The following is a 22,792-nucleotide window of genomic DNA, read 5'->3' on the forward strand; positions in this document are numbered from 1 at the left end:
GCCGTTGGCCCCATCTGATTACAAGTCGAACTTCACTTCATCCAGCAACTGCAAGGCGTCCTTGCGGTGCTTGGCGTAATCGCTGACCGGTAGTGCGTCAGACTTGAAACTGCCCCAGGACTTGACCATGGTGGAAGGCTCGACTCCGGCCTTGACCGGATATTCGGCGTTCACGTCCGCATATATGTGCTGGGCGGTGTCACCAGCCAGAAACTCCATCAGCTTCTGGGCCTCGGCCTTGTTCTTGGCATACTTGGTCATGGCCACGCCGCTCACGTTGACGTGGGCACCGCGGTCAGCCTGGTTCGGGAAGTTGATATAGACCGCATCCGCCCAGGACTTCTGAGCAGGATCTTTCAACATGGCGCCCAGATAGTAGCTGTTGCCGAGTGACACGTCACAGATACCATCCTTGATCGCCTTGACCTGATCCCGGTCGTTGCCCTGCGGCTTGCGCGCCAGGTTGGCCTTGACCCCTTCCAGCCAGGTTTTGGTCTCGGCCATGCCGTGATGGGTAATCATGGAGGAGACCAGCGCCACATTGTACTCATGCTTGCCGCTGCGGGTGCAGATTTTCCCTTTGAATTCCGGTTTGGCCAGATCTTCATAGCTGATGGTATCGAGCTTGCCGAGGCGCTCCTTGCTGGAGTAGATGGCGCGAACCCGGGTGGTCAGGGCGAACCAGCGATTCTCCGGATCACGATAGATGGCGGGGATGTTCTCCTGCAGGATCTTGCTGTCTACCGGCTGCACCAGCCCCTTGTCCACCAGATCGGTCAGACGGCTGATATCGACGGTCAGCATCAGGTCGGCCGGAGAGAGCTTGCCTTCCCGCTCCAGACGCTCGTTCAATCCCTCTTTGGCGAACACCACGTTCACCTTGATGCCAGATTCCTTCTCGAACTGCTGGATGATGGGCTTGATCAGCTCATCCTGCCGGTTGGAGTAGACATTCACTTCCCCGGCCGCCAATGCCGACTGAGCTGCCAACGCAGAGAAAGCCAGTGCCAACATCTTCATTTTCATCATCCATTCCTTGATTAGCTATACAGAGTGATAACGATTTCCGTTTGCATTCTGCATACATCTTATAAGCGGATCAAGAAAGCTCGCCGTCGCCACATCACATATTTAATCGCCCATAAATGAAAAGGGCCGGATGGAATCCCATTCGGCCTCTTCTGAGCAAAACGTTATGTTGATCAGGCTTCAATAAGCGCTCACTCCATCGGGATTCCCCGAGATCGGGAGGTCAACAGATCTGTACGTCACTGATGCGGTTCATCACAGCGCCTCGTCGTCACTCTCGCCGGTGCGGATGCGCACCGCTTGCAGCAAGTCGTAGACAAAAATCTTGCCGTCGCCGATCTTGCCGGTATAGGCCGCCTTGCAGATCGCCTCGATCACCCCTTCCACGTTATCATCGGCGGTAGCAATCTCCAGCTTCACCTTGGGCAGGAAGTCGACCTGATACTCGGCTCCCCGGTATAATTCGGTGTGTCCCTTCTGGCGGCCAAATCCCTTGACCTCGGACACGGTCAGCCCTTCCACCCCCAGGTTGGCAATAGCCTCGCGGACATCGTCCAACTTGAACGGTTTGATAATCGCACTAATCAGCTTCATCTGGTTGCTCCCAATCCATGGTGTGTCATGAATCGGGTTTCAATTCTTATGCCAAGTATTTTTATTGTTTTATTTCATATAGATAGAGTTTAATGTCGGCGCCATTCGCCAGGTACATCCCCATAACTGGCCAGCACGCCCCATAATGAGGCACCATGCTGCAGCGGTCAGCGGGTATGCACCAAACAAGAGCAAAACAGCATGTTAGTTATCTCCAACAGCGTCACGATTCCCTGGCATGAGCTGCAATTTCAGACCATGCGGGCACAGGGCAACGGTGGACAGCACGTCAACAAGACCGACTCCGCCGTCTGGTTGCGCTTCGATTACCACAACTCTCCCAGCCTGACGCCCCTCTACAAGGAGGGTCTCGACAAGCTGAGCGACAGCCGGGTACACGATGGCTTTATCCTGATCCGGGTCGAGAGCCATCGCAGCCAGGACATGAATCGCAAGGAGGCGATGAGCCGTCTGGTGGAATTGCTGAAGAAAGCAGCCTGGCGCCCCAAGGCCCGCCATGCCACCAAGCCGACCCGCAGCTCCCAGCGCAAACGGGTCGATGCCAAGAAACGCAAGGGGGATATCAAATCCACCCGCGGCAAGCTTGTGTTGGACTAACCCAGGCCTGAGGATGACAGAATGAAATACAGCTTTTGCGACAGTGCCCGCGGCCACCTGCTCATTGCCATCGATCAGGATGGTCTGCGCTATGTGGAGTTTGTGCAGGGGGAGCAGCCGGTAACTCCGACCGATGAGTGGCTGCGTGATGACCTGGCTCTTGCTCCTTTCGTCGAGCAGTTCACCGCCTATTTCGCCGGAAAATTGCAGCAGTTCGATCTTCCCATGGCAGCGAAGGGCACCCCGTTCCAGCAAACGGTGTGGAACGCTTTGTGTGATATCCCCTATGGCGAGACCGTGAGCTATCTCGAGATTGCCCAGGCGATCGGCAATCCTAAGGCGGTGCGGGCTGTGGGCGCCGCCAACGGCCGCAATCCGCTCAGCATCATAGTGCCCTGCCATCGGGTGATCGGACGCAGCGGCGAGCTGACCGGCTATGCTGGCGGCATTCCCATCAAGCGCTGGTTGCTGGCACTGGAACAGGCAGGCACAACATTCGAGCTGGCCCCATGAGACGATGAGCGCCTTGGAGAGGGACGGGACAATATCGCGACCAGAATGAAAAGGCTTTCTGCCAGTGGCCACGCTTTGCTGACAAGATGAACAGAAAATGAAGAATCGCCTCAGAACTACTTCAGATTGAGCTTGGCATGATGGCTCCATACTTGAATGGCACGGCTCATTCGCTGATTCAAGTAGCACCCATGTGACGCTTCCAATCTGTCTTTTTCCCCGCGCCTCCTCTGAGGCGCTTTTTTTGTGCCGACACAACAGGCCACCACCCAAGCTGAATGGCCTGAACGCCACAAAATCTGCACCACCGTAAAAACCAAAGAGGCGAAGGATCATCCTTCGCCTCTGACGTAACAGCTGGCTACTCGCTCTGGGGCAGGAACTGCAGCTCCGGCGCCGAGGAGGTCAGCACATCGGCACAATAATCCCAGGTCGAGATGCGATAGTGCTGCAGATCTTCATCCAGATGCAGGCCGTCCGATTCCTGATGGAACCAGCTGGCAAAACGGGATGGGGTGATGAGCTGGATCTGCTCTTCGATGGTGTGACTATCCTTCCCCTCGGCCAGATCGCAATCTTCGATAACCCGCAGGGCGTAGATATGGCGAAAATAGACCCGGCAGAGGATTTGCGGGGGCAGATCGATGCTGCGTGCCCGCCCCAGCATGATGGTCAGAGAGTCGCTCCAGAGATCCTGATGCAGCTCGGCCACAACCAGACCGGGCGGTAGCTGGCGGGACGGAGCCCAAGGGACGGCAACCTGCCGAATGGCATTTTTCTGTTCCATATTCACCTCACGACGACTCGCTCCCTGTCTTGAGTCTATCTGAACCACATAGTCCCAGCGAAGGCAATCGATGGACAGTAAAAACGGCAATAAAAAAGCCGACGTATCAAACGTCGGCGAATAAAAAGTGCTTACAACAGAGGATTCACATATTCAGACCCGCGGGTCGAAAGATTGGTTCCCTCTTTTTGTAATTAATTTTCGGCGCGTTTAAACATCAGGGTATTGGCGTCCGACTCTTCCGGCACAAAGTAGTAGCCCTCGGCGTTGAAACCGGTCAGCTGCTCCACCTCGGTCAGACGGTGCTTGATGATGTGGCGAGCCATCATGCCGCGCGCCTTCTTGGCGTAGAAGCTGATGATCTTGAACTGGCCGTTCTTCTCATCCTTGAACACCGGCGTGACAATCCGCCCTTTCAGGCTCTTGGGTCGTACCGACTTGAAATACTCGTCGGAGGCCAGATTGATCAACACCTCATCCCCCTGCGCTGCCAGCGCGTCGTTGAGGTGATGAGTGATCACCTCCCCCCAGAACTGGTAGAGATCCTTGCCGCGACTATTGTCGAGCCTAGTCCCCATCTCCAGCCGATAGGGCATCATCAGGTCGAGGGGGCGAAGCACGCCGTAGAGTCCGGAGAGCATTCGCAGGTGTGCCTGAGCGAAGTCAAAATCGGCCTCGCTGAAATCCTCTACCGCCAAACCGGTGTAGACATCCCCCTTGAAGGCCAGCAGCGCCTGACGGGCGTTGGCGGGGGTAAAATCTGGCTGCCACTCGGCAAAACGGGCGGCATTGAGACCGGCCAGCTTGTCACTGATCTTCATCAGAGTGGCGATCTGGTCAGGGCTCAGTTGGCGGGCCCGGCTAATCAGTTCGGCGGAGTGATCCAGCAGCTCGGGTTGGGTGAAACGGGGTGTCACCACCGGTGACTCGTAATCCAGCGTCTTGGCCGGGGAAACCACAATCAGCATAACGTTCCTTTATGGCGAGGGGCCGAACGCGGCAGAGCGGCCCCATGATTCATTCATCCAGCGTCACATTGTCCAGCGTGCCGGTGCCGAGCCGCTCGCGACCGGAGAGCTTGATCAGCAGTCGCAGGTCGTTGGCCGAGTCGGCATGGGCGAGGGCCTCACTGTAGCCAATCTGGCCGGCGCAGAACAGGCTGAAAAGCGCCTGATCGAAGGTCTGCATGCCCAGTTCGGCAGATTTGGTCATCACCTCCTTGAGACGGTGCATCTCTCCCTTGCGGATGATGTCGGTGATGAGCGGGGTATTGAGCAGGATCTCGAATGCCGCACTGCGCCGCAAACCATCGACACTCGGCACCAGTTGCTGGGCGACAATGGCTCTGAGGTTGAAGGAGAGATCGAACAGAAACTGGCGATGTTTCTCCTGCGGCACCAGATGGAGAATGCGATCCAGCGCCTGGTTGGCGTTGTTGGCATGCAAAGTGGCGAGACAGAGATGGCCAGTCTCGGCGAACTGAAGGGCAAACTCCATGGTCTCCTGACTGCGGATCTCGCCGATCAGGATCACGTCCGGCGCCTGTCGCAGCGAACTTTTCAGCGCCACATCGAATGACTCGGTATCGATCCCCACCTCCCGCTGGGTCACCAGGCTATGGCCATGCTGATGGACGAACTCCACCGGGTCTTCCACCGTCAGGATATGACCATCGGCATGCTGGTTGCGATAGCCGATCATCGCCGCCTGAGTGGTCGATTTACCCGCCCCGGTGGCACCGACAAACAGCACCAGCCCGCGCTTGGCCATCGCCACCTCCTGCAGGATCCTGGGGAGCTGCAGATCTTCAAAGGTGGGAATGCGGGTCTCGATACGACGAATCACCATACCGGGCAGCTCCTGCTGCCAGAAGGCGCTGACCCGAAAACGACCCAGCGCCTCGCGGTAAATCGCGTAGTTGGCCTCCTTGGTGCGGACATAGCGCTCGAAGTGATCGCTGCTTAGGGTATCCCTGACCAGCGTCAGCGCCCCCTTCTTGTCGAGCGCGTCTCCCCCCAGCGACACCAGATGGCCATTTACCTTGAGAATGGGCGGCGATCCAACCGTCACAAACAGATCCGATCCCTTTCGCTCGACCAGCTGGCTCAGCAGATCATCCAGATTCATCATTTATCCCTCCCTGGGTACAAGTCGCTTAAATGCTGTTGGGATCAACGGCCTTGGCCTTGGCATCGAGGGATGCCACCACGCCACGACTCACCAGCTGCTTGAGGCTCTGATCCATGGTCTGCATGCCGTGGGTCATCCCGGTCTGGATCACCGAGTAAAGCTGGGCAATCTTGTCCTCCCGAATGAGGTTACGCACCGCCGGAATGCCCATCATGATCTCGTGAGCTGCCACCCGACCGCCACCAATGCGCTTGAGCAGGGTCTGGGAGATGACCGCCCGCAGGGATTCGGAGAGCATGGAGCGTACCATGTCCTTCTCCGCGCCGGGGAAGACGTCGATGATACGGTCGATGGTCTTGGCCGCCGACGAGGTGTGCAGGGTGCCAAACACCAGGTGCCCGGTTTCGGCGGCAGTCATGGCCAGACGAATGGTCTCAAGGTCGCGCATCTCGCCAACCAGAATGATGTCCGGGTCTTCCCGCAGGGCCGAGCGCAGGGCGTTGCTGAAGCTCTTGGTATCACGGTGTACTTCCCGCTGGTTCACCAAGCAGCGCTTGTTCTCGTGGACGAATTCGATGGGGTCCTCGATGGTGAGGATGTGGTGATGGAAGTTCTCGTTGATGTAGTTGACCATGGCCGCCAGGGTGGTCGATTTACCCGAACCGGTCGGGCCGGTCACCAGTACCAGACCCCGCGGGAACTCGGCGATCTTGCGGAAGATCTCCGGCGCATCGAGATCCTCGAGGCTCAGCACAGTGCTGGGGATAGTACGAAATACCGCGCCCGAGCCGCGCGCCTGCTGGAAGGCGTTAACCCGGAAACGGGCCAGATTGGGTACCTCGAACGAGAAGTCGACCTCGAAGTTCTCCTCCAGCTCCTTGCGCTGATGGTCGTTCATGATGTCGTAAATGAGGGCATGCACTTCCCGGTGTTCCAGGGCGGGCAAATTGATCTTGCGAACCTCACCATCAACCCTGATCATCGGGGGAACCCCGGCCGAGAGGTGTAGATCCGAGGCTTTATGCTTTACACTGAAAGCCAATAACTCTGTGATATCCATAGACTTGTCATTCTCCCATCACAAGATCACTAACGAAATATGAACCAGATTGCCCAGCACCTGTTTCAGGTAAAGGAACGTATTGCCCAGGCCGCCGAACGGGCGAGCCGCAACCTGCAGCAGATCCGCCTGCTGGCCGTGAGCAAGACCAAACCTGTCGAGGCCATCATGGCCGCCCATGCCGCAGGTCAGCGCTGCTTTGGCGAATCCTACGCTCAGGAAGCAGCGGCCAAGATCGATACCTTGCGCCAGCAGCCGGAATATAGCGACATAGAGTGGCACTTTATCGGCCCTTTGCAATCGAACAAATCCAAACTGGTCGCCGAACGGTTTGACTGGGTGCAGAGCGTGGATCGGGACAAGCTGATCGACCGCCTCAACAACCAGCGCCCAACTACAATGGCACCGCTAAATGTTTGTCTGCAAATCAATATTAGCGGAGAGAGCAGCAAATCCGGAACGTCGGAACAAGAGATTTTCCGCCTTGCCGAGCAGGTCTCCCACAGTGAGCGACTGGTGCTGCGGGGACTGATGGCCATTCCCGAGCACACCAGTGACGAGCGCGTGCTGGCCGCCCAAATGACCCGTATGCAGACTCTGTTCACCGAGCTTGCGCGACAATACCCCACTGTGGATACCCTCTCGATGGGCATGACCGAGGATCTTGAACTGGCTATAGCCCACGGCAGCACCATGGTGCGGGTCGGCACCGCCATCTTCGGCGCCCGTGACTACTCATAGGCAAGGCCAGCGGATAACCCATACGTCCGCCTCTTGCCGCGACTTCATCAACAGGAGCGTTTGATGGAACACCGAATTCTGGCGTCAGGTGGTGCAGGTAGCGCCAACCCCGCCGCGACCCCATGTGCAACAGGAGCATCTGATGCAGCATAGAACGCTGGCCTTTATCGGCGCGGGCAACATGAGCCGCAGCATCATCGCCGGACTGGTCAAGGCGGGTTATCCCGCCGGGCAGATCACTGCTGCCAACCCCAGTCTGCCCAAGCTGGAGGCGCTGGCGAGCGACTACGGCATTCGCATCACCCAGAGTAATGCCGAGGCGGCCCGCGACGCCGAAGTGATCGTGCTGGCGGTCAAGCCGCAGCTGATGGCTGGCATGCTGGCTGCGCTGGTTGCCGAGCTGGGCTCCCTTGAGGGCAAGTTGCTCATCTCCATCGCGGCCGGTATCAAGGTCGCGCGCCTTGGCGAGATGGCCGGTGGCCATGACCGCATCATCCGCACCATGCCCAATACCCCGGCCCTGCTGGGTCTGGGCATGACCGGTCTCTATGCACCCGAACATATTGCCGCCGCGGATCGCGAGTTTGCCGAGCAGATGATGCAGGCAGTCGGCAAGACCCTCTGGGTGGAGCAGGAGTCCGGCATCAACGGCGTCATCGCCGCGGCGGGCAGTGCCCCGGCCTACTTCTTCCTCTTTATGCAAGCCATCGCCGAAGAGGCAGAGGCGATGGGCTTCTCACCCGAGCAGGCACGCCTGCTGGTGCAGCAGACCGCGCTGGGCGCAGCCGCCATGGTGGAGCAAAACCCGGAGCTGGCGCTGCAGACCCTGCGTGAGCAGGTGACCAGCAAGGGCGGCACCACAGCCGAAGCCATCAAGACATTCCAGCAGCAGGGGCTGATGCCGCTGACTGCGCAAGCCATGCAGGCGGCCGTTGCTCGCGCCACCGAAATGGAAACCCTCTTCTAACAGGAGCCCAGATGAACACTGCTTACTTTCTGATTAACACCGTTTTCGATCTCTACCTGATGGTGATCCTGCTGCGCGTCTGGCTGCAGTGGGCCCGTGCCGACTTCTACAACCCGATGAGCCAGATGGTGGTCAAGCTGACCAATCCGTTGGTGATCCCGCTGCGCCGGGTGATCCCTGGCTTTGGCGGCATCGATCTCGCCTCCGTGGTGCTGGCGCTGGCTGTCGCCTTCGCCAAGCTGGCCCTGCTCAAGAGCATGAACGTGCTGCTGGCGGACTGGCTCAGCATCAGCCTTTTCGCGGCACTGACTGTGCTGAAAAAAGCGGGCTCGATGATCTTCTGGGTACTGCTGATCCGCGCCATCCTGAGCTGGGTCAGCCAGGGTCGCAACCCCATCGAATACGTGATGCATCAGCTGACCGAGCCGTTCCTCGCCCCTATCCGCCGCGTACTGCCGGCACTGGGCGGACTGGATCTCTCGGTGCTGGTCGCCTTTATCGGCCTGCAAGCCATCAACTACCTGCTGGGTGACCTGTTCGGCCAGCTGTGGTGGATGATTTGATGCCAGCCGTCCTGCAACAAGGGGATGAACTGGTACTGCATCTGGTGATCCAGCCCAAGGCGAGTCGGGATCAGATCATCGGATTGCATGGCGAAGAGCTGAAAGTGGCCATCACGGCGCCGCCCGTCGATGGCCAGGCCAACAGCCATCTGATCAAGTTTCTGGCCAAGCAGTTCAAGGTGGCCAAGGGACAGATCACCATAGTGCGGGGCGAGCTGGGGCGACACAAAACCGTCGCCATCGACAGCCCCAAACAGTTGCCGCAAGAAGTGAGTGCGCTGCTGAATGACACGCAAGGCTGAATGAATCGGCCTGCGCCAACCGTAGATATGAGAGGGATGACAGATGAAAACAGCCTGGATGAGTGGCCTGCTGGCACTGCTGATGACCCTGCCGCTCAAGGCAGAACAGATGAAGGAGCTGGGGCCCTGGCTGGTGCACTACAGCGCCTTCAACTCCAGCTTCCTCACCCCCGAGGTCGCCAAGGCGTATGGACTGGAGCGCAGTCGCTACAACGCCATCATCAATATCGCGGTACAGGACAAGCAGAAAGTGGCGCAAGCCGTGGGGATCACCGGTGAGGCCAAGAACCTGACCGGCACCATCCGCACCCTGAGCTTTCAGGAGGTAAAAGAGGGGGATGCCATCTACTATCTGGCGACCCTCCCCTACCGCAACGAAGATACCTATCAGTTCACCCTGAAGATCATGGGCGGTGGGCAGCAACAGAACCTCAGCTTCCAGCAGACCTTCTACGTCGACTGAGCAGCAACAAGAAGCCCCGACCAAGGTAGGGGCTTCATTTTATCCATATGACAAGGGCGCCATCAGGGCGCCCTTGTTACATCTATTCCGTACCGCAGCGGTTACAGGGCGAGGAACAGACCGGCCAGACAGGCGCTCATCAGGTTCGCCAGCACGCCGGAGAGAATGGCGCGCATGCCGTAACGGGCGATGAAGGATTTGCGCTCCGGCACCATGGAACCCAGACCGCCGATCAGGATCGCCATGGAGGAGATGTTGGCAAAGCCACACAGGGCAAAGGTCACGATGGCCTTGCTCGACTCGCTCAGGGTCTGATCCTGCACCAGACCGATGAAGGCGACGAACTCGTTGACCACGATCTTGGTGCCGATCAGGGCGCCAGCGGCTTGCGCCTGATCCCAGGGCACACCGATCAGCCAGGAGACGGGGGCAAACAGCCAGCCCAGAATGATCTGGAAGCTCAGATCCAGCCCTACCAGATCGCCAGCCCAGCCGAGCAGGCCATTCAGCATGGCGATCACGCCAACGAAGGCCAGCAGAGTCGCACCAACTGCCACCGCGATATTGAGACCGGACATGGCGCCATCGGCCGCCGCTTCAATCACGTTGGTGGCGCGGGGGATCTCTACATCCTGATGGTGATCGACCTCTTCAGCTCCCGGCGGCACCAGGATTTTGGCCATCGCCAGACCGGCAGGGGCCGACATGAAGGCTGCCGCGATCAGGTATTTCAGCTCAACCCCGAGGCTGGCATAGCCCACCAGGGTGCCACCGGCGACGGAGGCGAGACCACAGCTCATCACAGCGAAGAACTGGGAATCGGACATCTTGGAGAGGTAGGGTTTGACCACCAGCGGCGCTTCCACCATGCCGACGAAGATGTTGGCAGTGGCGGAGAGGCTCTCGGCACGGCCGGTGCCCAGCAATTTCTGCAAGCCACCACCCAGCAGGGCGATCACCCGCGGCATGATGCCGATGTGGTAGAGGATGGCGATCACCGCGGAGAAGAAGATGATGACCGGCAACACGTTGAAGGCAAAGATGAAGCCCAGCTTGAACTTGGCCAGATCGCCGAACAGGAAGGCGATCCCCTCCTGACCATAACCGATCACGCTACTTACGCTCTCGCTGACCCCGTTCAGCATGTGCTGACCAGCAGGCAACCAGAGCACCAGACCGGCAAACATGATTTGCAGGCAGAGGGCAAGGCCAACTGTTCGCAACGGGATACGACGACGATTATCAGAGCAGATGACGGCAAGCGCCAGGATACTCAGGATGCCGAGCAGGGCAATCATAGGGACTCCATCAGGTGGGGCAAAAGATGGGCGCGGATTCTGCGCCTCTCCCCACGTCACTGCAAGTCCGCTTGGTTACAACCCTGTTAGAAAAAACGTTTGCACGATATCGGTTGCGCCAACTGGCTGATTTGGTTCGATTTTAGTATCAGGAGAAATCGAGAGTTCTTAAATGGAAACAATCATTCCTCACCACCGGACAATTTCCCCCCAAGCCAGGGGGCCAGTCGCTGCTCCCAATAGGGTTCAGGGCCAAAGCGGGCCTTGAGGAAATCGATGAAGAGACGGATCTTGGGATCCAGATGTTCGCGACGGGCATAAACGGCGTGTACCGCCATCTGCTGGTTCGGTCGCCACCCTGGCAACACCGGGATCAGCTTGCCGCTCTGTAACTCCTTGTCCAGCAAGTAGTTGGCGATATAGGCGATGCCGAGCCCGGCCAGTGCCGCATCGCGCACCGCCTCCGCCATATCCACCCGATAGTTGCCCGCTACCTGCACCGTCTGGCGCTCCTTGCCCTGGCGAAACGACCACTGGTGATAGCGCCGCTCCCGACTCTGGTAAGTGATGCAGTTGTGCTGGGCCAGATCCTTGGGATGAAGCGGCGTGCCGTGGCTCAGCAGGTAATCCGGCGAAGCCGCCACCACGAAGCCAATGTCGGCCAGCCGCTGTCCCACCAGCCCTTCCGGCTTGTCCTCATAGGTGGTGAGCCAGAGATCCAGCCCTTCATCCACCAGATTGGTTCTGTGGTCGAACAGCGAGACCTCCAGCTCCAGCTCGGGATAGCGATCCTGAAACGCCTTGAGATGGGGAATGACATGCAGACGGCCGAAGGATTGGCCCACCCCGAGATGGAGCACACCGCTCACCTTGCCGCGCCGCTCGGCGATCATGGAGTCAGCCTCCTGCGCCACCGCCACCAGCGCATGGCAGTGACGGGCATACTCCTGACCCAGCTCGGTCAGGACGAAACGGCGGGTGGTGCGCTGCACCAGCTGGGCGCCAAGGGTGGTCTCCAGCAGCGCCAGCTGCTTGCTGATATGGGATTTGGAGACCCCGAGACGACGGGCGGCGGCAGAGATCCCCTGCTCACGCACCAGCGCATCGAAGATCACCATTTGAGGAAGACGTTGCAGCACAGGATAACCGGATTAAGTGGCGGGAGCCCATTATTCCAGAGCCGCCCGCCAAGGGGTAGGGTCAGAGCCCCAGCGCCCGGGTGATCTGCAGTTTGAGGGGGTCGTCAGCCGGATTCTGGTTGGCGCCGTAGCTGGCGATCAGCTTGCCATCGCGACCCACCAGATACTTGTGGAAGTTCCAGTTCGGCTCATCCCCGTCAGCGGCCGCCGCCAGCCCCTTGAACAGTGGCACAGCATCGGAGCCCCGCACCGCTACCCGATTGAACATCGGGAAGGTGACGCCATAGTCGCGGCGACACACCTCGGCAGTCTTGGTCTCGTTGCCCGCCTCCTGCCAGAAATCGTTGGAGGGAAAACCGAGAATAATCAGCCCCTTATCCTTGTAGCTCTGGTAGAGCTTCTCCAGATCGCGGAACTGGCCGCTGTAGCCGCAATAGGAGGCGGTATTAACCACCAGTACCACCTTGCCCTCGGTCAGCTGACAGAGGTTGTGGCGCTGAGAGTTGTTTAGCTCCCGCATCTCCACATTGAAATAATCGGGGCACGCCGCAGAGGCCGCGCCAGCCCCCAATAACAGCAACAGAGTGAACCATTTCATCGCCAAGACTCCTTTTGTTTTGTTCATCATACGCGGTTATCAGAGCCGCAGTTCACTCTCAATGCAGGGGAATGCCGGTCAGCCAGCCGTGGCCCCAGAACACCAGCAGCGCGGTGGCAGCCAGGCCCGCCCCGACGCTGATGCCGGTGCCCGTCCAGTTGGCCGCAGGACGGGGATATCGCTGCCAGTCCCGCACCGAAATCCAGACCATGCTCACCAGCGCCCACAGCCCGATGCCGCCAAACAGCACCAGAGAGCGCGCCTCGCTGTTGACCAGCAGATGGGCCACCGCCCAGAGCAGGGTACCGAGCAGTTGGGGATGCACCAGCCAACGGCGCAGATGGTTGGGCCCCTGGCCGGAGAAGAAGAGGATCAGCGCAAAGGGCATCATCACCGTCATGGTCATCGGCCCCCACTCCGGCAGGAAATAGAGCGGCAGCGAGCTGGACGACCGCCAACCGGCGATGATGCAGGCGATGGCGATAAACACCAGCAGGGAGAAGAGCCCCTTGTAGCGATTCTCACCCAGCCGTTCTCTCAGTCGCGCCCGATGGGCCACCGCAAAACAGGGGTAGAGATGGATCAGGGTAAACAGCGCAACCCCCAGGGTCAGCAGGAACATGAGTCTCTCCTTGTACTTGGTACGACCACTATGCCGTAAAGGGAGATTTGCGCCTATCAAAACCGCGCTTACCCATGGAGTCAGAAGTGTGGCAAGACAAAGGAGCAGAAAGAAAAGAGCCGATCACGATGGATCGGCAAATAAGTGCCAGGGCAGTCAGATATCTCGCGGGATGGGAGATGCCCCAAACGGGGATATTGAGTGGCCGATGGGGCGCATCGGCCGAACCGGATCAGCCCTTGAGCTGATAGAGCGCTGCTACGTTGCGCGCAGTGAGTTGAATGTTGGTGCTGGCGCTCTCCAGCGCCTCCGGCAGAGACATGGCACGGTTGACCACGGCGAAAACTGCATCCAGCCCGTGCTCGTGCACCACGCCGCAATCATCGGTAAGACAGCCGGAGATACCGATCACCGGCTTGCCGAACTGCTTGGCGCAACGTGCGACACCGATTGGCGTCTTGCCATGGATGGTCTGGCTGTCGATGCGACCTTCACCAGTAATGACCAGATCCGCATCGGCCACTTCCTCGGCCAGTTTCAGCGCTTCGATGACGATCTGGATGCCGGGCTTGAGCTCGGCACCAAGCAGGCCGACCAGCGCGGCACCCATGCCACCGGCAGCCCCCGCCCCCGGAATATCCTTCACCTGCTTGCCAAGGGCCTGCTCAATGCAGTCGGCGTAGCGGGCGAGGTTGGCATCGAGCTGCGCCACCATCTCGGGAGTCGCCCCCTTCTGCGGGCCAAACACCGCAGAGGCGCCTTTCGGGCCGCACAGCGGGTTGTTCACGTCGCACGCAACTTCGATAACCAGATCGCTCAAGCGCGGATCCAGACCACTCAGATCGATGGTCGCGAGCTCGGCAAGACCGGCACCGCCCAGAGCAATAGGCGCACCATCCGCTTTGAGCAACTTGCCGCCGAGCGCCTGGATCATACCTGCTCCGCCGTCATTGGTGGCGCTGCCGCCGATACCGAGGATCAGATGCTTCACCCCCATCTCCAGCGCGGCCAGGATCAGCTCACCGGTGCCGAAGCTGGAGGTGAGCAGCGGATTGCGCTGCTCGGGCGCCACCAGATGGATGCCGGAGGCGGCGGCCATCTCGATGACGGCGCGCTCGCCATCACCCAGCAGGCCGACGAAGCCCTGCACCTTGTTGCCAAGGGGGGCGGTCACTTCGACCGGCAGGATGCGGCCACCGGTGGCATCGACCAGCGATTGCACCGTGCCCTCACCGCCATCGGCCATCGGCAATTTGACGTAGGTGGCGTTTGGCAACACCTGTTTGAAACCAGCCTCGATGGCATCAGCCACCGCCATGGCGCTCAGACTCTCCTTGAATGAATCGGAGGCAATAACAATTTTCATATCAATTCCTTAGGCGAGGCCAAACACGCCAAACATCAGGGTGGAGACAGTGGCAATGGTCAGACCGACTGCAGTTTCGTAAGGGATAAGTTTCAGGCGCTCCCCCACCCCCATGTGGACGCTGCCACCGGTGGCGTGGAAGAAGGAGCCGTGGGGCATGTGGTCAAACACGGTGGCACCGGCATGGATCATCGCCGCCCCGGCCAGACTGCTGATCCCCAGTTCAATCAGGGTGGAGCTGAATACGTTGGAGGCCACCACGGTACCGGCGGTAGTCGAGGCGGTTGCCAGCGACATCAGGGCACCGGAGATAGGCGCCAGCAGGTAAGAAGGCAGACCGGAGGCGGTCAGGCCGCTGATCAGCACATCTTTCAGGCCGGAGTTGGCAATGATGCCTGCCAGGGTACCGGTACCCAGCAGCATGATGGCAACCGGCGCCATACGGGCGAGGCCGGAGACCGCAAACTGGTTCACCTTGCTGAATTTACCCATCATCAGGGCACCAACCAGACCACCGAGGGGCAGTGCAATCAGCGGATCCACCACGATACCGGCGACCGGCCGCAGGGCCAGCAGCAGGATGGCGACCAGCGGCGCGCTGATGGCGGCGGCAAAGCCCGGCAACTTGGCACCGGCAAAGCTCACCACTTCATCAGCAGCAACCTTGCTGCCCTTGTTGTTCAGCCGCTTGGCGAGCCAGTAGGCCATCACCAGACCGAACAGACCCGGAATGATACCCGCCGCCATCACAGAGGTGAGGGGCAGATGGAAGGCATCAGCCGCGGCAATGGCGTTGGGGTTGGGGGACATGACGTTGCCCGCCTTGCCACCGCCGATCATCGCCAGCAGGATGGCCGCCTTGGAGAGGCCGGCACGGCGGGCAATGGCCAGCGCGATGGGGGCGACCGTGATAACGGCCACATCCACGAATACGCCGACCGCAGTCAGGATCAGAGTCGCCAGCGCCAGTGCCAGCAGGGCGCGGGTTTCACCCAGCTTCTTGACGATGGTCTCGGCGATAGTGGTGGCCGCACCCGATTCGATCAGCACGCCCGCCAGTACACCGGCCGCCAGGATCCGCATCACCGCTGTGGTGATCCCCTGGGCGCCGCCGATCATCAGGGCTACGGTCTGGGTCAGATCGGCACCGCCAATCAGGCCACCGGCCAGGGCACCCACGATCATGCCGTAAGCGGGCGGCACCTTCTTCAAAATGAGGATGATGGCGATGGAGAGCGCCGCGATGGCGCCAAGGGCTGTAACCGGGATCATGACGGACACCTTCAATGGGAGTGAATGGCCGCCATTATGGAGATCTGCAATCAGAATGCTTTGGCTGAATAGCCAAAAAACGTGTCATGTAAAAGTAGTTTTTTGTCTAATTTTACAATCACAAGTCGAGATTAAGGCCGAGATAGAGCAAAAATTTGTCGTCTAACTTGTTGAAATTCAACCCGGTTATCTGCTCTATCCGCCCCAGCCGATAGCGCAGGGTATTGGGGTGAATGAACAGGGCTTCGGCACAGCGATGCAGATCACAATCCTGCAAGAAATAGTGGCGCAGGGTCTTCTGCAGCGCCCCTTTACCATCTTCCCGGGCCAGTTTCTGCAGCGGTGTGCGCAGCTGATCCGCTTGCCAGGAGTCCGCCAGACTGCCAAGCAGCACCGGCAAACGGTAGTCCTCAAAGAAGTAGACCTGTTTGCGCGGCGCCTGCCGCATGCCACGGCGCAGGGTATCTCGCGCCGTCTGGTAAGAGCGCGCCAGCCCGTCGATCCCGGCGAAGTAATCGCCCACCGCGATATGCACCTTGAAGTGAGGAATACGCGCCAGCAACTGCTTGATCCGGCTGCGCTCCTGCGCCGATTGCCAGACGCCATCACTCAATTGTGCCGGTTTGAGCACCACTATCTCGTCGAGCCCGTTGATGGCGACCAGATTGTCCCGCTCCGGATTTTCCAGCTGATGAACCAGCTCCCGCAGACGCGCCGGATCCGCTTCCTCCAGCGCCAGCACGGCCACCACCCGAGGCTGGGCCAACTCCAGCCCGAGAAAACGGGCCGCCTGCTGCAATTGATCGACTCGCCCCTCACCACGAATGAGCTGCAACACCAACTCCTCCTTGTGGCGCTTGTCCCACTGCAACTGCTCGGTAAGCGCCGCCTGCTCCAGGATCAGCTCGGCGGTCATCCGCACCAGTTCGGCGTAAGCGCGCACTTCCTCCGGATCGCCGGAGATGCCGATCACCCCGATCAGCTCCCCCTGATAGGAGATGGGCAAATTGATGCCGGGTCGCACCCCTTTGAGCTGCAAGGCTGTCGCTTCGCTGATCTCCACCACCCGGTTTTCTGTCAATGCCAGCACGGCCCCTTCGTGACGCTGATGGATCCGCTCCGGATTGCCGGACGCAATGATGAGGCCGTGTTCGTCCATCACGTTGACCGAAAAGGAGAGGATCTTCATCGCCCGCGCGACGATCTGGCGGGCAAGGTTATCGTTTAGCTGCATAACATCTCCGGACAAGGGGCTGATCTGGCTACGTCACCACGAGGCGATTCAGGGCACATGGGCGCAAAGATGCCACATCATCAAGACAAGCGAGAGGGGGATCGCTAGAATAGGCCACTTTACCCGATGTGTGCCCCGCCATGGAGCAGGAATTGCGTGCTTGCACCCGCCTGCCCGTGCTGGCCCATCCCTCCGATCTGGACTGTGCTATGGATTATGAATTTCGCCGCGACCCGTTTGGTGGCTATCGCGCCCGGTTCTCCATGGGCCATGAAGCCATCGGTCAGTGGCTGATCGACGAGGTTGGCAAGGATGAGGAGAAGCTCGACGAGCTCTTCTCCATCATTGATCAGCTCTCCAACCGCACCCGAGTCGAATACCGGCTCAACGGCGGTGACTACTCCCTGCTGCTGACCCATGAAGAGGCGGAGGTGAAAGCCAACGCCCTCAATATCGAGCTGGGTGAGGATCTTGACGATCTCGCCTACTACGATGATGAACAGCTGGCCATGTGCGGGCTGGAAGATTTTGCCCAGGTGCTCGGCTCCTGGCGCGCCTTTATCCGTAACGAGGATATGGGCTGATTGACCCAATGTCGGATTACTATGTCGGGCAAACGTGCCCTTTTGCCTAACTCAACAGGATTGACTATGTCTATTTACGATTTTGATGACGAACTGCCGGAAGACGAAGAACAGGAATCCACCAAGAAAGCGGCTGCACCTGCCAAGAAGAAAGGCAAGCAGGTGATGAACACTCAGGTCAACCTGAGCCCGCGCGATGCCAGCCGTCTGAACGGCATGCACGTTGAAGCGATCGCCACGCTGGACGACGTCAGCCTGCCGAAGAACGTCATCTTCAAGGCTGGCCTGATCGCCCTGGGCGAACTGGAAGCCGGCAAGCGCGCCGATATCATCGCCCGCGTGATCGCCGAATCAGGCCGCTAATCGCCCCAGAAGGCATAAAGAAAGCCGGAGCCACTGCTCCGGCTTTTTAATTGGTGCCAATCTGCTCTGACTCAGGGTTGCTCACAGCGCAGCAGACGTGGCTGTCCCCAGGGAACCAGTTGGTCGTAATGGCCACTGGCACGTGCCGCAGCCAAGGCTTCGTTGAAGCGTTCTATCAGTTCGCGTCCATTTTGCATCTTGCGCGACACCAGCAAATAGAAGGTATCCCGCTGGCGAAAATAGGGGAGCGGTTGCAGATAGTTCGGGTCGCCGAACACCTGCATGCTGGCGTCCGCCGTCACCGCATCATTCATCGGCATCAGATCAACCCGTTTCCGCTCAAGCAGTTGCAGACATTGCACCAAACTCTTGGGGCGAGTGAGCCGCAATGAAAAACGGGCAATCACCTCATCTGCGTGACTGGTGCTCCAGCTGGCAGGAATACAGACTCTCAACCCCTGCCACTTGCCATCGAGTACCGCATCACTGCCACGATAGGTGAACCAGGAGAGGTGATCGATATGAATGGGGGCGCTGTAATAGAACAGCTTGGCTCGCTCACGCGTCCAGGCATAAGGGAAGGTGGCGGATGCCAGGCCGTTGCGAACCAGCTCGTAGCCCCGGTTCCATGGCAGGTAATCCACCTTCAGCTCGTCATAGCCAGCCTCGCGCAGCAGGGTCGTCACCAGCCGGGTGCTCTGCCCACCATCAGGCAGCCCGGCCCCGGAATAGGGCGAAAAATCTCCGGTTACCAGCGACAGGGGGGCGCATGACAACCATCCACACCAACAACAGAACAACCAGCCATAGTGCTTCATCGCCATCCCTCTCTTTACTCTCCAGTTCAGTATAGGAGGCTGACCCAAATAACCCGGTCTGGTTGCCTTTGCGCCAACGCCCCTGCTAAGGTGCAGCGCTTTTATTACAGAGGAGTTCCGATGTTACCCCTACCTGACATACTGATCTGGGCAGCACTGGCACTGGCCACCCTGCTCTGTATGGCACGCCAACGCCTGCCAGGTTTCCTGCTGCTTGCTGTGGCTCTGCTGCTGGCGCTCTGGCTGGATCGCATCACCACGACCGCACTGCTGGTGACGCTGGCAGCCCTGCTGCTGGCCTGGCGTCTGCCCACCTTCTCCGGCCATAGCCGCCCCCTCGCATGGTCAGCCCTGCTGGCATGGGCGGTGGCACTGACCCTGCACCTGATCCCCGGTTTCAGCAATCTCAAGGTGCTGGATCAGGTACTGGCAGGCCCCGCCAGTGTGCCATTCAACATGTATCTGAACCTCGACAAGCCACTGCTCTTCTTTGGGCTGCTGCTGGCCTGTCCGACGCTGCTTGGTAAGGGAGGCGCTATCCGCTGGCGTCCGCTGGCTCTGTTACTGCTGCCGCTGGGTGCCCTGCTGGTCATCGCCTGGCAGTTGGGGGCACTGAAACCGGAAGTGGGTCTGCCCCACTGGTGGTGGCTGTTTGCACTCAACAACCTGCTGTTCACCTGCGTGGCGGAAGAGGCGCTGTTTCGAGGCGCTATTCAGCAGGGGCTGACCGAGCGTTACCGCCCCTGGATTGGCATCATCGTGGCCGCGCTACTGTTCGGAGCCATCCACCTGCCCGGTGGCCCACTGCTGGCGCTGTTTGCGACCCTGGCAGGCTGCTGCTACGGCTTGGTATTCCAGCTCAGCGGGCGACTCTCCGTGGCCATCCTGATCCACTTCGCCTTCAACTTCGCCCATCTGGTGCTCTTCACCTACCCGCTGGCCAGAGCCTGACGGTCAACTGCGCGGCGTCTTGCCCTTGAACTGCTTGACGCTGCGTTTGGCCTGAGTACGGCGATTGGCCTGCTTGTCACGAGGGGGGCGTTTGCCCTCCCCGCTGGCAGGCTGGTCGGTGACCGGGAATCCCGCCAGATCTCCCAGCGGCAGCTCGCGGCCGGTCAGGGTGCGGATGGCTTGCAGCATGTCACTCTCGCCATGACAAACCAGCGAGATGGCCAACCCCTCGCGGCCAGCCCTGGCGGTACGCCCGATGCGGTGAACGTAGACAGGGGCACTGGCGGGCAAGTCCAGATTGATCACCAGCGGCAGCGCCTCCACATGGATGCCGCGCGCCATCAGGTCGGTGGCCACCAGCACCCGCACCCGACCCTCCTTGAAATCATTGAGCGCCTGCTCGCGCACCGCCTGCTCCTTCTCGCCATGGAGAGCTGCCACCGCAATGCCCGCCTTGGCCAGCTTTCTGGCGACCCCGTCGGCATCATCCCGCGCACTGATAAAGACCAGCACCTGCGGCCACGCCTGCTCCTTGAGCAGGCTGATGAGCGCCGGCACCTTGCTGCTCTTGTTGACCAGATAGAGTCGCTCTTCGATCTCGTTCACCACGCTGTTGAGGGGTGTGGCCTCGATACGGGTTGGCTCACGCAGCAGGCCGTTGGCCAGCGCCTCCAGCTCGGCAGGCAAGGTGGCGGAGAAGAACAGGGTCTGGCGATCCGCCGGAATAAAGCCGAGCAGCGCCTTGATGTCGGGAGCAAAGCCCATCTCCAGCAGGCGATCCGCCTCATCCAGCACCAGCAGCTGCAGACCATCCAGCCCCAGCAACTGTTGGGTCAGCAGATCCCGCAACCGCCCGGGTGTAGCCACCAGCAGCTGTGGCCCCTGCGCCAGTTCGGCCTGTTGCCGCTCCTGCGCAACGCCCCCACACAACGTCACGATGCACAATCCCAGCGCCTCGGCCCCCTCTTTAAGCGCGGCAGATACCTGAATCGCCAGCTCGCGGGTTGGCACCAGCACCAGACCCTGCACCTGGCTGGAGGCAGGATCCAGCCGTTGCAGCAGCGGCAAACCAAACGCCAGCGTCTTGCCGCTGCCGGTCTGGGCCAGTGCCAGCAGATCCTGCCCCGCCAACGCCGCCGGAATCGCCAGCTGCTGGATGCGGGTCGGCGTCTGCAAGGTGGCGGGCAAAGAGGCCAGCAGAGCGGGATGGAGGGCAAGTTCGCGAAAGGTCATGGCGCTACGTTAACAAAGAGAAGTGGGAGGCGAAGTCTAGTGAGCAGGGGCCGAGAAGTAAAACCCTATCAATGATGGCCAGGCCAAGGGGGGGATTGCAACGGGCTGACTACACTTGAGCTGACCCATCACAGAGAAAACTGTCATGACCAGACACATCCCCATCCTGCTGCTGACCAGTGCGCTGCTTGGCAGCATCTCGCTCGGCCTGTCCGGCAGCACGGCGAGCGACAGTGCGGCCGAACAGGCCAAACCGGTGCGTACTCTTAACGCGCATCTCGGTGAGCTGCCGGGACTGATCAATGCCGACAAGACAGGACCTTTCGTTGATTTAGTGCGCGCCATCGACGATCTTCATCCCGATGTGACCATCAGGATCACCATCTATCCCATCGCCCGGGCCATGGCCGGAGTGATCGCTGGCAAGGCAGATCTCGGTCTGCCCGCCATCCGCAATCTCAGGGAGGTCGATATGCTCCCCTACCGTTTCAGTACCCGCAGCTTTGGCAAGGTGGCCCATGTGATTTACAGCAATACGGCCCATCCGGTCACCACAGATATGGCCTATGGCATAGTGCCCACCAAACGGGATCTGCTGATTGAAGCCGTTCCCGACTATATGCCCTTCTCGGTACAGCGCTCGATGAGTATCGAGCAGTCACTGCGCAAACTGTCTCGGGGTCGCATAGACGCCTTTGTCTGGGCACAAGAAGAGGCGGACCTGATGCTGAAAAATCTGAAGCTGACCAATATTCGCCGTGAATTCTTTGGTGATTTCGAGGATGTCTTCATCATCCAGAAAGGGGGGGGCGGGGATGAAATAGACGAATTTTTAAGTCGTTCCATTGAGCAACTCGCCGCCACCGGCAAACTGGCCGAGATCTACGAGAAGATCCACCGCCCCTATGTGGAGTGGCAACCCTCCCCACCCGCCAAGGCTGAACCGGCGACCACCCCGCCCGCAACACCCTGAACAGACAATTCCCGCATAAAAAATCCCGCCGAAGCGGGATTTTTTATGGCTTGCAGCCTTACAGCACGGCCAGCGCAGCGGCGTAGTTCGGCTCGTCGGCCACTTCTGCGACCAGCTCACTGTGCAGCACCTTGTTGTCACCATCCAGTACCACGATGGCGCGAGCGGTCAGACCTACCAGCGGGCCGGAAGAGAAGGCAACGCCGTAATCTTCCATAAAGGCCGCACCGCGCAGGGTGGAGAGGGTCACTACCTTGTCCAGACCTTCGGCGCCGCAGAAGCGGGACTGGGCGAACGGCAGATCGGCGGAGATGCACAGCACGACAGTGTTATCCAGCGCGCTGGCCTGCTCGTTGAACTTGCGCACAGAGGTCGCGCAGGTGGGAGTATCGACGCTCGGGAAAATATTCAGGATTTTGCGCTGACCGGCAAAGCTTGCCAGGGTCACGTCGGAAAGATCCTTGGCCACCAGGGAGAAGGGCTTGGCTTGCTCACCGGCGACCGGGAAGTGACCAGCGACGGAAACCGGGTTGCCTTGCAGAGTGACTGAGTTGCTCATGTGTTATGTCCTTTA

At 59.7% G+C, this 22,792-nt stretch carries 27 protein-coding genes; 11 read left to right on the forward strand and 16 right to left on the reverse strand.

Annotated elements, in window-relative coordinates:
- Nucleotides 1-18: 18 nt before the first annotated feature.
- Together G5358_RS06625 and glnK are read right to left on the reverse strand one after the other, a co-directional pair.
- Nucleotides 19-1,026 (reverse strand): Fe(3+) ABC transporter substrate-binding protein, encoded by a 1,008-nt coding sequence (locus tag G5358_RS06625; protein ID WP_421323835.1) that lies wholly within the window; start codon nt 1,024-1,026, stop codon nt 19-21.
- A 258-nt stretch (nt 1,027-1,284) separates the two neighbouring features.
- Nucleotides 1,285-1,623, reverse strand: a complete 339-nt coding sequence (gene glnK / locus G5358_RS06630; protein ID WP_005341406.1) for a P-II family nitrogen regulator — start codon at nt 1,621-1,623, stop codon at nt 1,285-1,287.
- Nucleotides 1,624-1,824: 201 nt separating this feature from the next.
- On the opposite strand from glnK, the gene arfB reads away from it, so the two are divergent.
- A complete protein-coding gene (gene arfB / locus G5358_RS06635; RefSeq protein ID WP_421323826.1) occupies nt 1,825-2,241 on the forward strand; it encodes an alternative ribosome rescue aminoacyl-tRNA hydrolase ArfB in 417 nt (138 codons plus the stop codon).
- A gap of 21 nt (nt 2,242-2,262) precedes the next feature.
- A complete protein-coding gene (locus G5358_RS06640) occupies nt 2,263-2,754 on the forward strand; it encodes a methylated-DNA--[protein]-cysteine S-methyltransferase (protein ID WP_421323827.1) in 492 nt (163 codons plus the stop codon).
- 361 nt (nt 2,755-3,115) lie between these two features.
- On the opposite strand, the gene G5358_RS06645 is transcribed toward G5358_RS06640, so the two are convergent.
- The 4 genes from G5358_RS06645 to tapT form a co-directional block, all read right to left on the reverse strand.
- Nucleotides 3,116-3,541 carry a hypothetical protein gene (locus G5358_RS06645; protein ID WP_108613288.1) on the reverse strand — a complete coding sequence of 142 codons (426 nt, stop codon included), beginning with the start codon at nt 3,539-3,541 and terminating at the stop codon, nt 3,116-3,118.
- 194 nt (nt 3,542-3,735) lie between these two features.
- Nucleotides 3,736-4,509, reverse strand: a complete 774-nt coding sequence (gene yaaA / locus G5358_RS06650; protein WP_374810390.1) for a peroxide stress protein YaaA — start codon at nt 4,507-4,509, stop codon at nt 3,736-3,738.
- Nucleotides 4,510-4,558: 49 nt separating this feature from the next.
- Nucleotides 4,559-5,668 (reverse strand): type IVa pilus ATPase TapU, encoded by a 1,110-nt coding sequence (gene tapU, locus G5358_RS06655; RefSeq protein WP_421323836.1) that lies wholly within the window; start codon nt 5,666-5,668, stop codon nt 4,559-4,561.
- Between the two features lie 28 nt (nt 5,669-5,696).
- Nucleotides 5,697-6,731 (reverse strand): type IVa pilus ATPase TapT, encoded by a 1,035-nt coding sequence (gene tapT / locus G5358_RS06660; protein WP_005340354.1) that lies wholly within the window; start codon nt 6,729-6,731, stop codon nt 5,697-5,699.
- Nucleotides 6,732-6,770: 39 nt separating this feature from the next.
- Here tapT and G5358_RS06665 point away from each other — a divergent pair, with 39 nt between their 5' ends.
- The 5 genes from G5358_RS06665 (at nt 6,771) to G5358_RS06685 (ending at nt 9,767) form a co-directional block, all read left to right on the forward strand.
- A complete protein-coding gene (locus G5358_RS06665; protein WP_216952839.1) occupies nt 6,771-7,472 on the forward strand; it encodes a YggS family pyridoxal phosphate-dependent enzyme in 702 nt (233 codons plus the stop codon).
- Nucleotides 7,473-7,614: 142 nt separating this feature from the next.
- A complete protein-coding gene (gene proC / locus G5358_RS06670; protein WP_421323828.1) occupies nt 7,615-8,439 on the forward strand; it encodes a pyrroline-5-carboxylate reductase in 825 nt (274 codons plus the stop codon).
- A gap of 11 nt (nt 8,440-8,450) precedes the next feature.
- Nucleotides 8,451-9,002: a YggT family protein gene (locus G5358_RS06675; protein WP_005357946.1), complete on the forward strand. Its 552-nt coding sequence runs from the start codon at nt 8,451-8,453 to the stop codon at nt 9,000-9,002.
- Nucleotides 9,002-9,304, forward strand: a complete 303-nt coding sequence (gene yggU, locus G5358_RS06680) for a DUF167 family protein YggU (RefSeq protein ID WP_005340341.1) — start codon at nt 9,002-9,004, stop codon at nt 9,302-9,304. Before G5358_RS06675 ends, yggU begins: the two co-directional genes overlap by 1 nt.
- A gap of 43 nt (nt 9,305-9,347) precedes the next feature.
- Entirely contained in the window at nt 9,348-9,767 is a 420-nt protein-coding gene (locus G5358_RS06685; protein ID WP_111901074.1) for a DUF4426 domain-containing protein, read from the forward strand.
- A gap of 101 nt (nt 9,768-9,868) precedes the next feature.
- Here the strand turns inward: G5358_RS06685 and G5358_RS06690 are convergent, their stop codons facing one another.
- The 7 genes from G5358_RS06690 to G5358_RS06720 all read right to left on the reverse strand — a co-directional run bounded on the left by G5358_RS06690 (nt 9,869) and on the right by G5358_RS06720 (nt 17,296).
- Nucleotides 9,869-11,065 carry a NupC/NupG family nucleoside CNT transporter gene (locus tag G5358_RS06690; protein ID WP_069554459.1) on the reverse strand — a complete coding sequence of 399 codons (1,197 nt, stop codon included), beginning with the start codon at nt 11,063-11,065 and terminating at the stop codon, nt 9,869-9,871.
- 182 nt (nt 11,066-11,247) lie between these two features.
- The gene (locus G5358_RS06695; RefSeq protein ID WP_005340335.1) at nt 11,248-12,183 is read right to left on the reverse strand and encodes a LysR family transcriptional regulator; all 936 of its coding nucleotides are present in this window, start codon (nt 12,181-12,183) and stop codon (nt 11,248-11,250) included.
- 82 nt (nt 12,184-12,265) lie between these two features.
- Nucleotides 12,266-12,802 (reverse strand): glutathione peroxidase, encoded by a 537-nt coding sequence (locus tag G5358_RS06700; RefSeq protein WP_005340333.1) that lies wholly within the window; start codon nt 12,800-12,802, stop codon nt 12,266-12,268.
- A gap of 58 nt (nt 12,803-12,860) precedes the next feature.
- Nucleotides 12,861-13,424: an NnrU family protein gene (locus tag G5358_RS06705; protein WP_421323829.1), complete on the reverse strand. Its 564-nt coding sequence runs from the start codon at nt 13,422-13,424 to the stop codon at nt 12,861-12,863.
- A gap of 232 nt (nt 13,425-13,656) precedes the next feature.
- Entirely contained in the window at nt 13,657-14,790 is a 1,134-nt protein-coding gene (locus G5358_RS06710; protein ID WP_421323830.1) for a glycerate kinase, read from the reverse strand.
- 9 nt (nt 14,791-14,799) lie between these two features.
- A complete protein-coding gene (locus G5358_RS06715) occupies nt 14,800-16,062 on the reverse strand; it encodes a GntP family permease (protein ID WP_421323831.1) in 1,263 nt (420 codons plus the stop codon).
- Between the two features lie 118 nt (nt 16,063-16,180).
- Nucleotides 16,181-17,296, reverse strand: a complete 1,116-nt coding sequence (locus tag G5358_RS06720; protein WP_005340325.1) for a sugar diacid recognition domain-containing protein — start codon at nt 17,294-17,296, stop codon at nt 16,181-16,183.
- Between the two features lie 209 nt (nt 17,297-17,505).
- On the opposite strand from G5358_RS06720, the gene G5358_RS06725 reads away from it, so the two are divergent.
- Both G5358_RS06725 and G5358_RS06730 read left to right on the forward strand, forming a co-directional pair.
- The gene (locus tag G5358_RS06725; protein ID WP_031227767.1) at nt 17,506-17,880 is read left to right on the forward strand and encodes a YacL family protein; all 375 of its coding nucleotides are present in this window, start codon (nt 17,506-17,508) and stop codon (nt 17,878-17,880) included.
- Nucleotides 17,881-17,946: 66 nt separating this feature from the next.
- The gene (locus tag G5358_RS06730; RefSeq protein WP_005348860.1) at nt 17,947-18,243 is read left to right on the forward strand and encodes a hypothetical protein; all 297 of its coding nucleotides are present in this window, start codon (nt 17,947-17,949) and stop codon (nt 18,241-18,243) included.
- Between the two features lie 71 nt (nt 18,244-18,314).
- Here the strand turns inward: G5358_RS06730 and G5358_RS06735 are convergent, their stop codons facing one another.
- Nucleotides 18,315-19,019 (reverse strand): substrate-binding periplasmic protein, encoded by a 705-nt coding sequence (locus G5358_RS06735; protein ID WP_254204244.1) that lies wholly within the window; start codon nt 19,017-19,019, stop codon nt 18,315-18,317.
- Nucleotides 19,020-19,181: 162 nt separating this feature from the next.
- Here G5358_RS06735 and G5358_RS06740 point away from each other — a divergent pair, with 162 nt between their 5' ends.
- Complete coding sequence (locus G5358_RS06740) at nt 19,182-20,012, forward strand: CPBP family intramembrane glutamic endopeptidase (protein ID WP_227341890.1); 831 nt, start codon at nt 19,182-19,184, stop codon at nt 20,010-20,012.
- A gap of 3 nt (nt 20,013-20,015) precedes the next feature.
- On the opposite strand, the gene G5358_RS06745 is transcribed toward G5358_RS06740, so the two are convergent.
- Nucleotides 20,016-21,245: a DEAD/DEAH box helicase gene (locus tag G5358_RS06745; protein WP_216952834.1), complete on the reverse strand. Its 1,230-nt coding sequence runs from the start codon at nt 21,243-21,245 to the stop codon at nt 20,016-20,018.
- A gap of 145 nt (nt 21,246-21,390) precedes the next feature.
- Between G5358_RS06745 and G5358_RS06750 the strand changes: the two genes are divergently transcribed.
- A complete protein-coding gene (locus tag G5358_RS06750; RefSeq protein ID WP_216952833.1) occupies nt 21,391-22,218 on the forward strand; it encodes a transporter substrate-binding domain-containing protein in 828 nt (275 codons plus the stop codon).
- A gap of 58 nt (nt 22,219-22,276) precedes the next feature.
- On the opposite strand, the gene tpx is transcribed toward G5358_RS06750, so the two are convergent.
- On the reverse strand, nt 22,277-22,777 hold the full coding sequence (tpx, locus tag G5358_RS06755; RefSeq protein ID WP_021230929.1) for a thiol peroxidase: 501 nt from the start codon (nt 22,775-22,777) through the stop codon (nt 22,277-22,279).
- Nucleotides 22,778-22,792 lie beyond the last annotated feature (15 nt).

Origin of the sequence: Aeromonas sp. 604176 (genome assembly GCF_049170755.1) — a bacterium.
Taxonomy (GTDB): Bacteria; Pseudomonadota; Gammaproteobacteria; order Enterobacterales; family Aeromonadaceae; genus Aeromonas; species Aeromonas veronii_A.

Coding starts and splice junctions, on each gene's coding strand:
- G5358_RS06740 (WP_227341890.1), top strand. CDS start 19,182: ATGTTACCCCTACCTGACATACTGATCTGGGCAGCACTGGCACTGGCC.
- G5358_RS06705 (WP_421323829.1), bottom strand. CDS start 13,424: ATGTTCCTGCTGACCCTGGGGGTTGCGCTGTTTACCCTGATCCATCTC.
- G5358_RS06745 (WP_216952834.1), bottom strand. CDS start 21,245: ATGACCTTTCGCGAACTTGCCCTCCATCCCGCTCTGCTGGCCTCTTTG.
- G5358_RS06690 (WP_069554459.1), bottom strand. CDS start 11,065: ATGATTGCCCTGCTCGGCATCCTGAGTATCCTGGCGCTTGCCGTCATC.
- glnK (WP_005341406.1), bottom strand. CDS start 1,623: ATGAAGCTGATTAGTGCGATTATCAAACCGTTCAAGTTGGACGATGTC.
- tapT (WP_005340354.1), bottom strand. CDS start 6,731: ATGGATATCACAGAGTTATTGGCTTTCAGTGTAAAGCATAAAGCCTCG.
- G5358_RS06640 (WP_421323827.1), top strand. CDS start 2,263: ATGAAATACAGCTTTTGCGACAGTGCCCGCGGCCACCTGCTCATTGCC.
- G5358_RS06695 (WP_005340335.1), bottom strand. CDS start 12,183: ATGGTGATCTTCGATGCGCTGGTGCGTGAGCAGGGGATCTCTGCCGCC.
- G5358_RS06725 (WP_031227767.1), top strand. CDS start 17,506: ATGGATTATGAATTTCGCCGCGACCCGTTTGGTGGCTATCGCGCCCGG.
- tpx (WP_021230929.1), bottom strand. CDS start 22,777: ATGAGCAACTCAGTCACTCTGCAAGGCAACCCGGTTTCCGTCGCTGGT.
- G5358_RS06700 (WP_005340333.1), bottom strand. CDS start 12,802: ATGAAATGGTTCACTCTGTTGCTGTTATTGGGGGCTGGCGCGGCCTCT.
- yggU (WP_005340341.1), top strand. CDS start 9,002: ATGCCAGCCGTCCTGCAACAAGGGGATGAACTGGTACTGCATCTGGTG.
- tapU (WP_421323836.1), bottom strand. CDS start 5,668: ATGAATCTGGATGATCTGCTGAGCCAGCTGGTCGAGCGAAAGGGATCG.
- arfB (WP_421323826.1), top strand. CDS start 1,825: ATGTTAGTTATCTCCAACAGCGTCACGATTCCCTGGCATGAGCTGCAA.
- yaaA (WP_374810390.1), bottom strand. CDS start 4,509: ATGCTGATTGTGGTTTCCCCGGCCAAGACGCTGGATTACGAGTCACCG.
- G5358_RS06710 (WP_421323830.1), bottom strand. CDS start 14,790: ATGAAAATTGTTATTGCCTCCGATTCATTCAAGGAGAGTCTGAGCGCC.
- G5358_RS06715 (WP_421323831.1), bottom strand. CDS start 16,062: ATGATCCCGGTTACAGCCCTTGGCGCCATCGCGGCGCTCTCCATCGCC.
- G5358_RS06750 (WP_216952833.1), top strand. CDS start 21,391: ATGACCAGACACATCCCCATCCTGCTGCTGACCAGTGCGCTGCTTGGC.
- G5358_RS06675 (WP_005357946.1), top strand. CDS start 8,451: ATGAACACTGCTTACTTTCTGATTAACACCGTTTTCGATCTCTACCTG.
- G5358_RS06685 (WP_111901074.1), top strand. CDS start 9,348: ATGAAAACAGCCTGGATGAGTGGCCTGCTGGCACTGCTGATGACCCTG.
- G5358_RS06730 (WP_005348860.1), top strand. CDS start 17,947: ATGTCTATTTACGATTTTGATGACGAACTGCCGGAAGACGAAGAACAG.
- proC (WP_421323828.1), top strand. CDS start 7,615: ATGCAGCATAGAACGCTGGCCTTTATCGGCGCGGGCAACATGAGCCGC.
- G5358_RS06665 (WP_216952839.1), top strand. CDS start 6,771: ATGAACCAGATTGCCCAGCACCTGTTTCAGGTAAAGGAACGTATTGCC.
- G5358_RS06645 (WP_108613288.1), bottom strand. CDS start 3,541: ATGGAACAGAAAAATGCCATTCGGCAGGTTGCCGTCCCTTGGGCTCCG.
- G5358_RS06720 (WP_005340325.1), bottom strand. CDS start 17,296: ATGCAGCTAAACGATAACCTTGCCCGCCAGATCGTCGCGCGGGCGATG.
- G5358_RS06625 (WP_421323835.1), bottom strand. CDS start 1,026: ATGAAAATGAAGATGTTGGCACTGGCTTTCTCTGCGTTGGCAGCTCAG.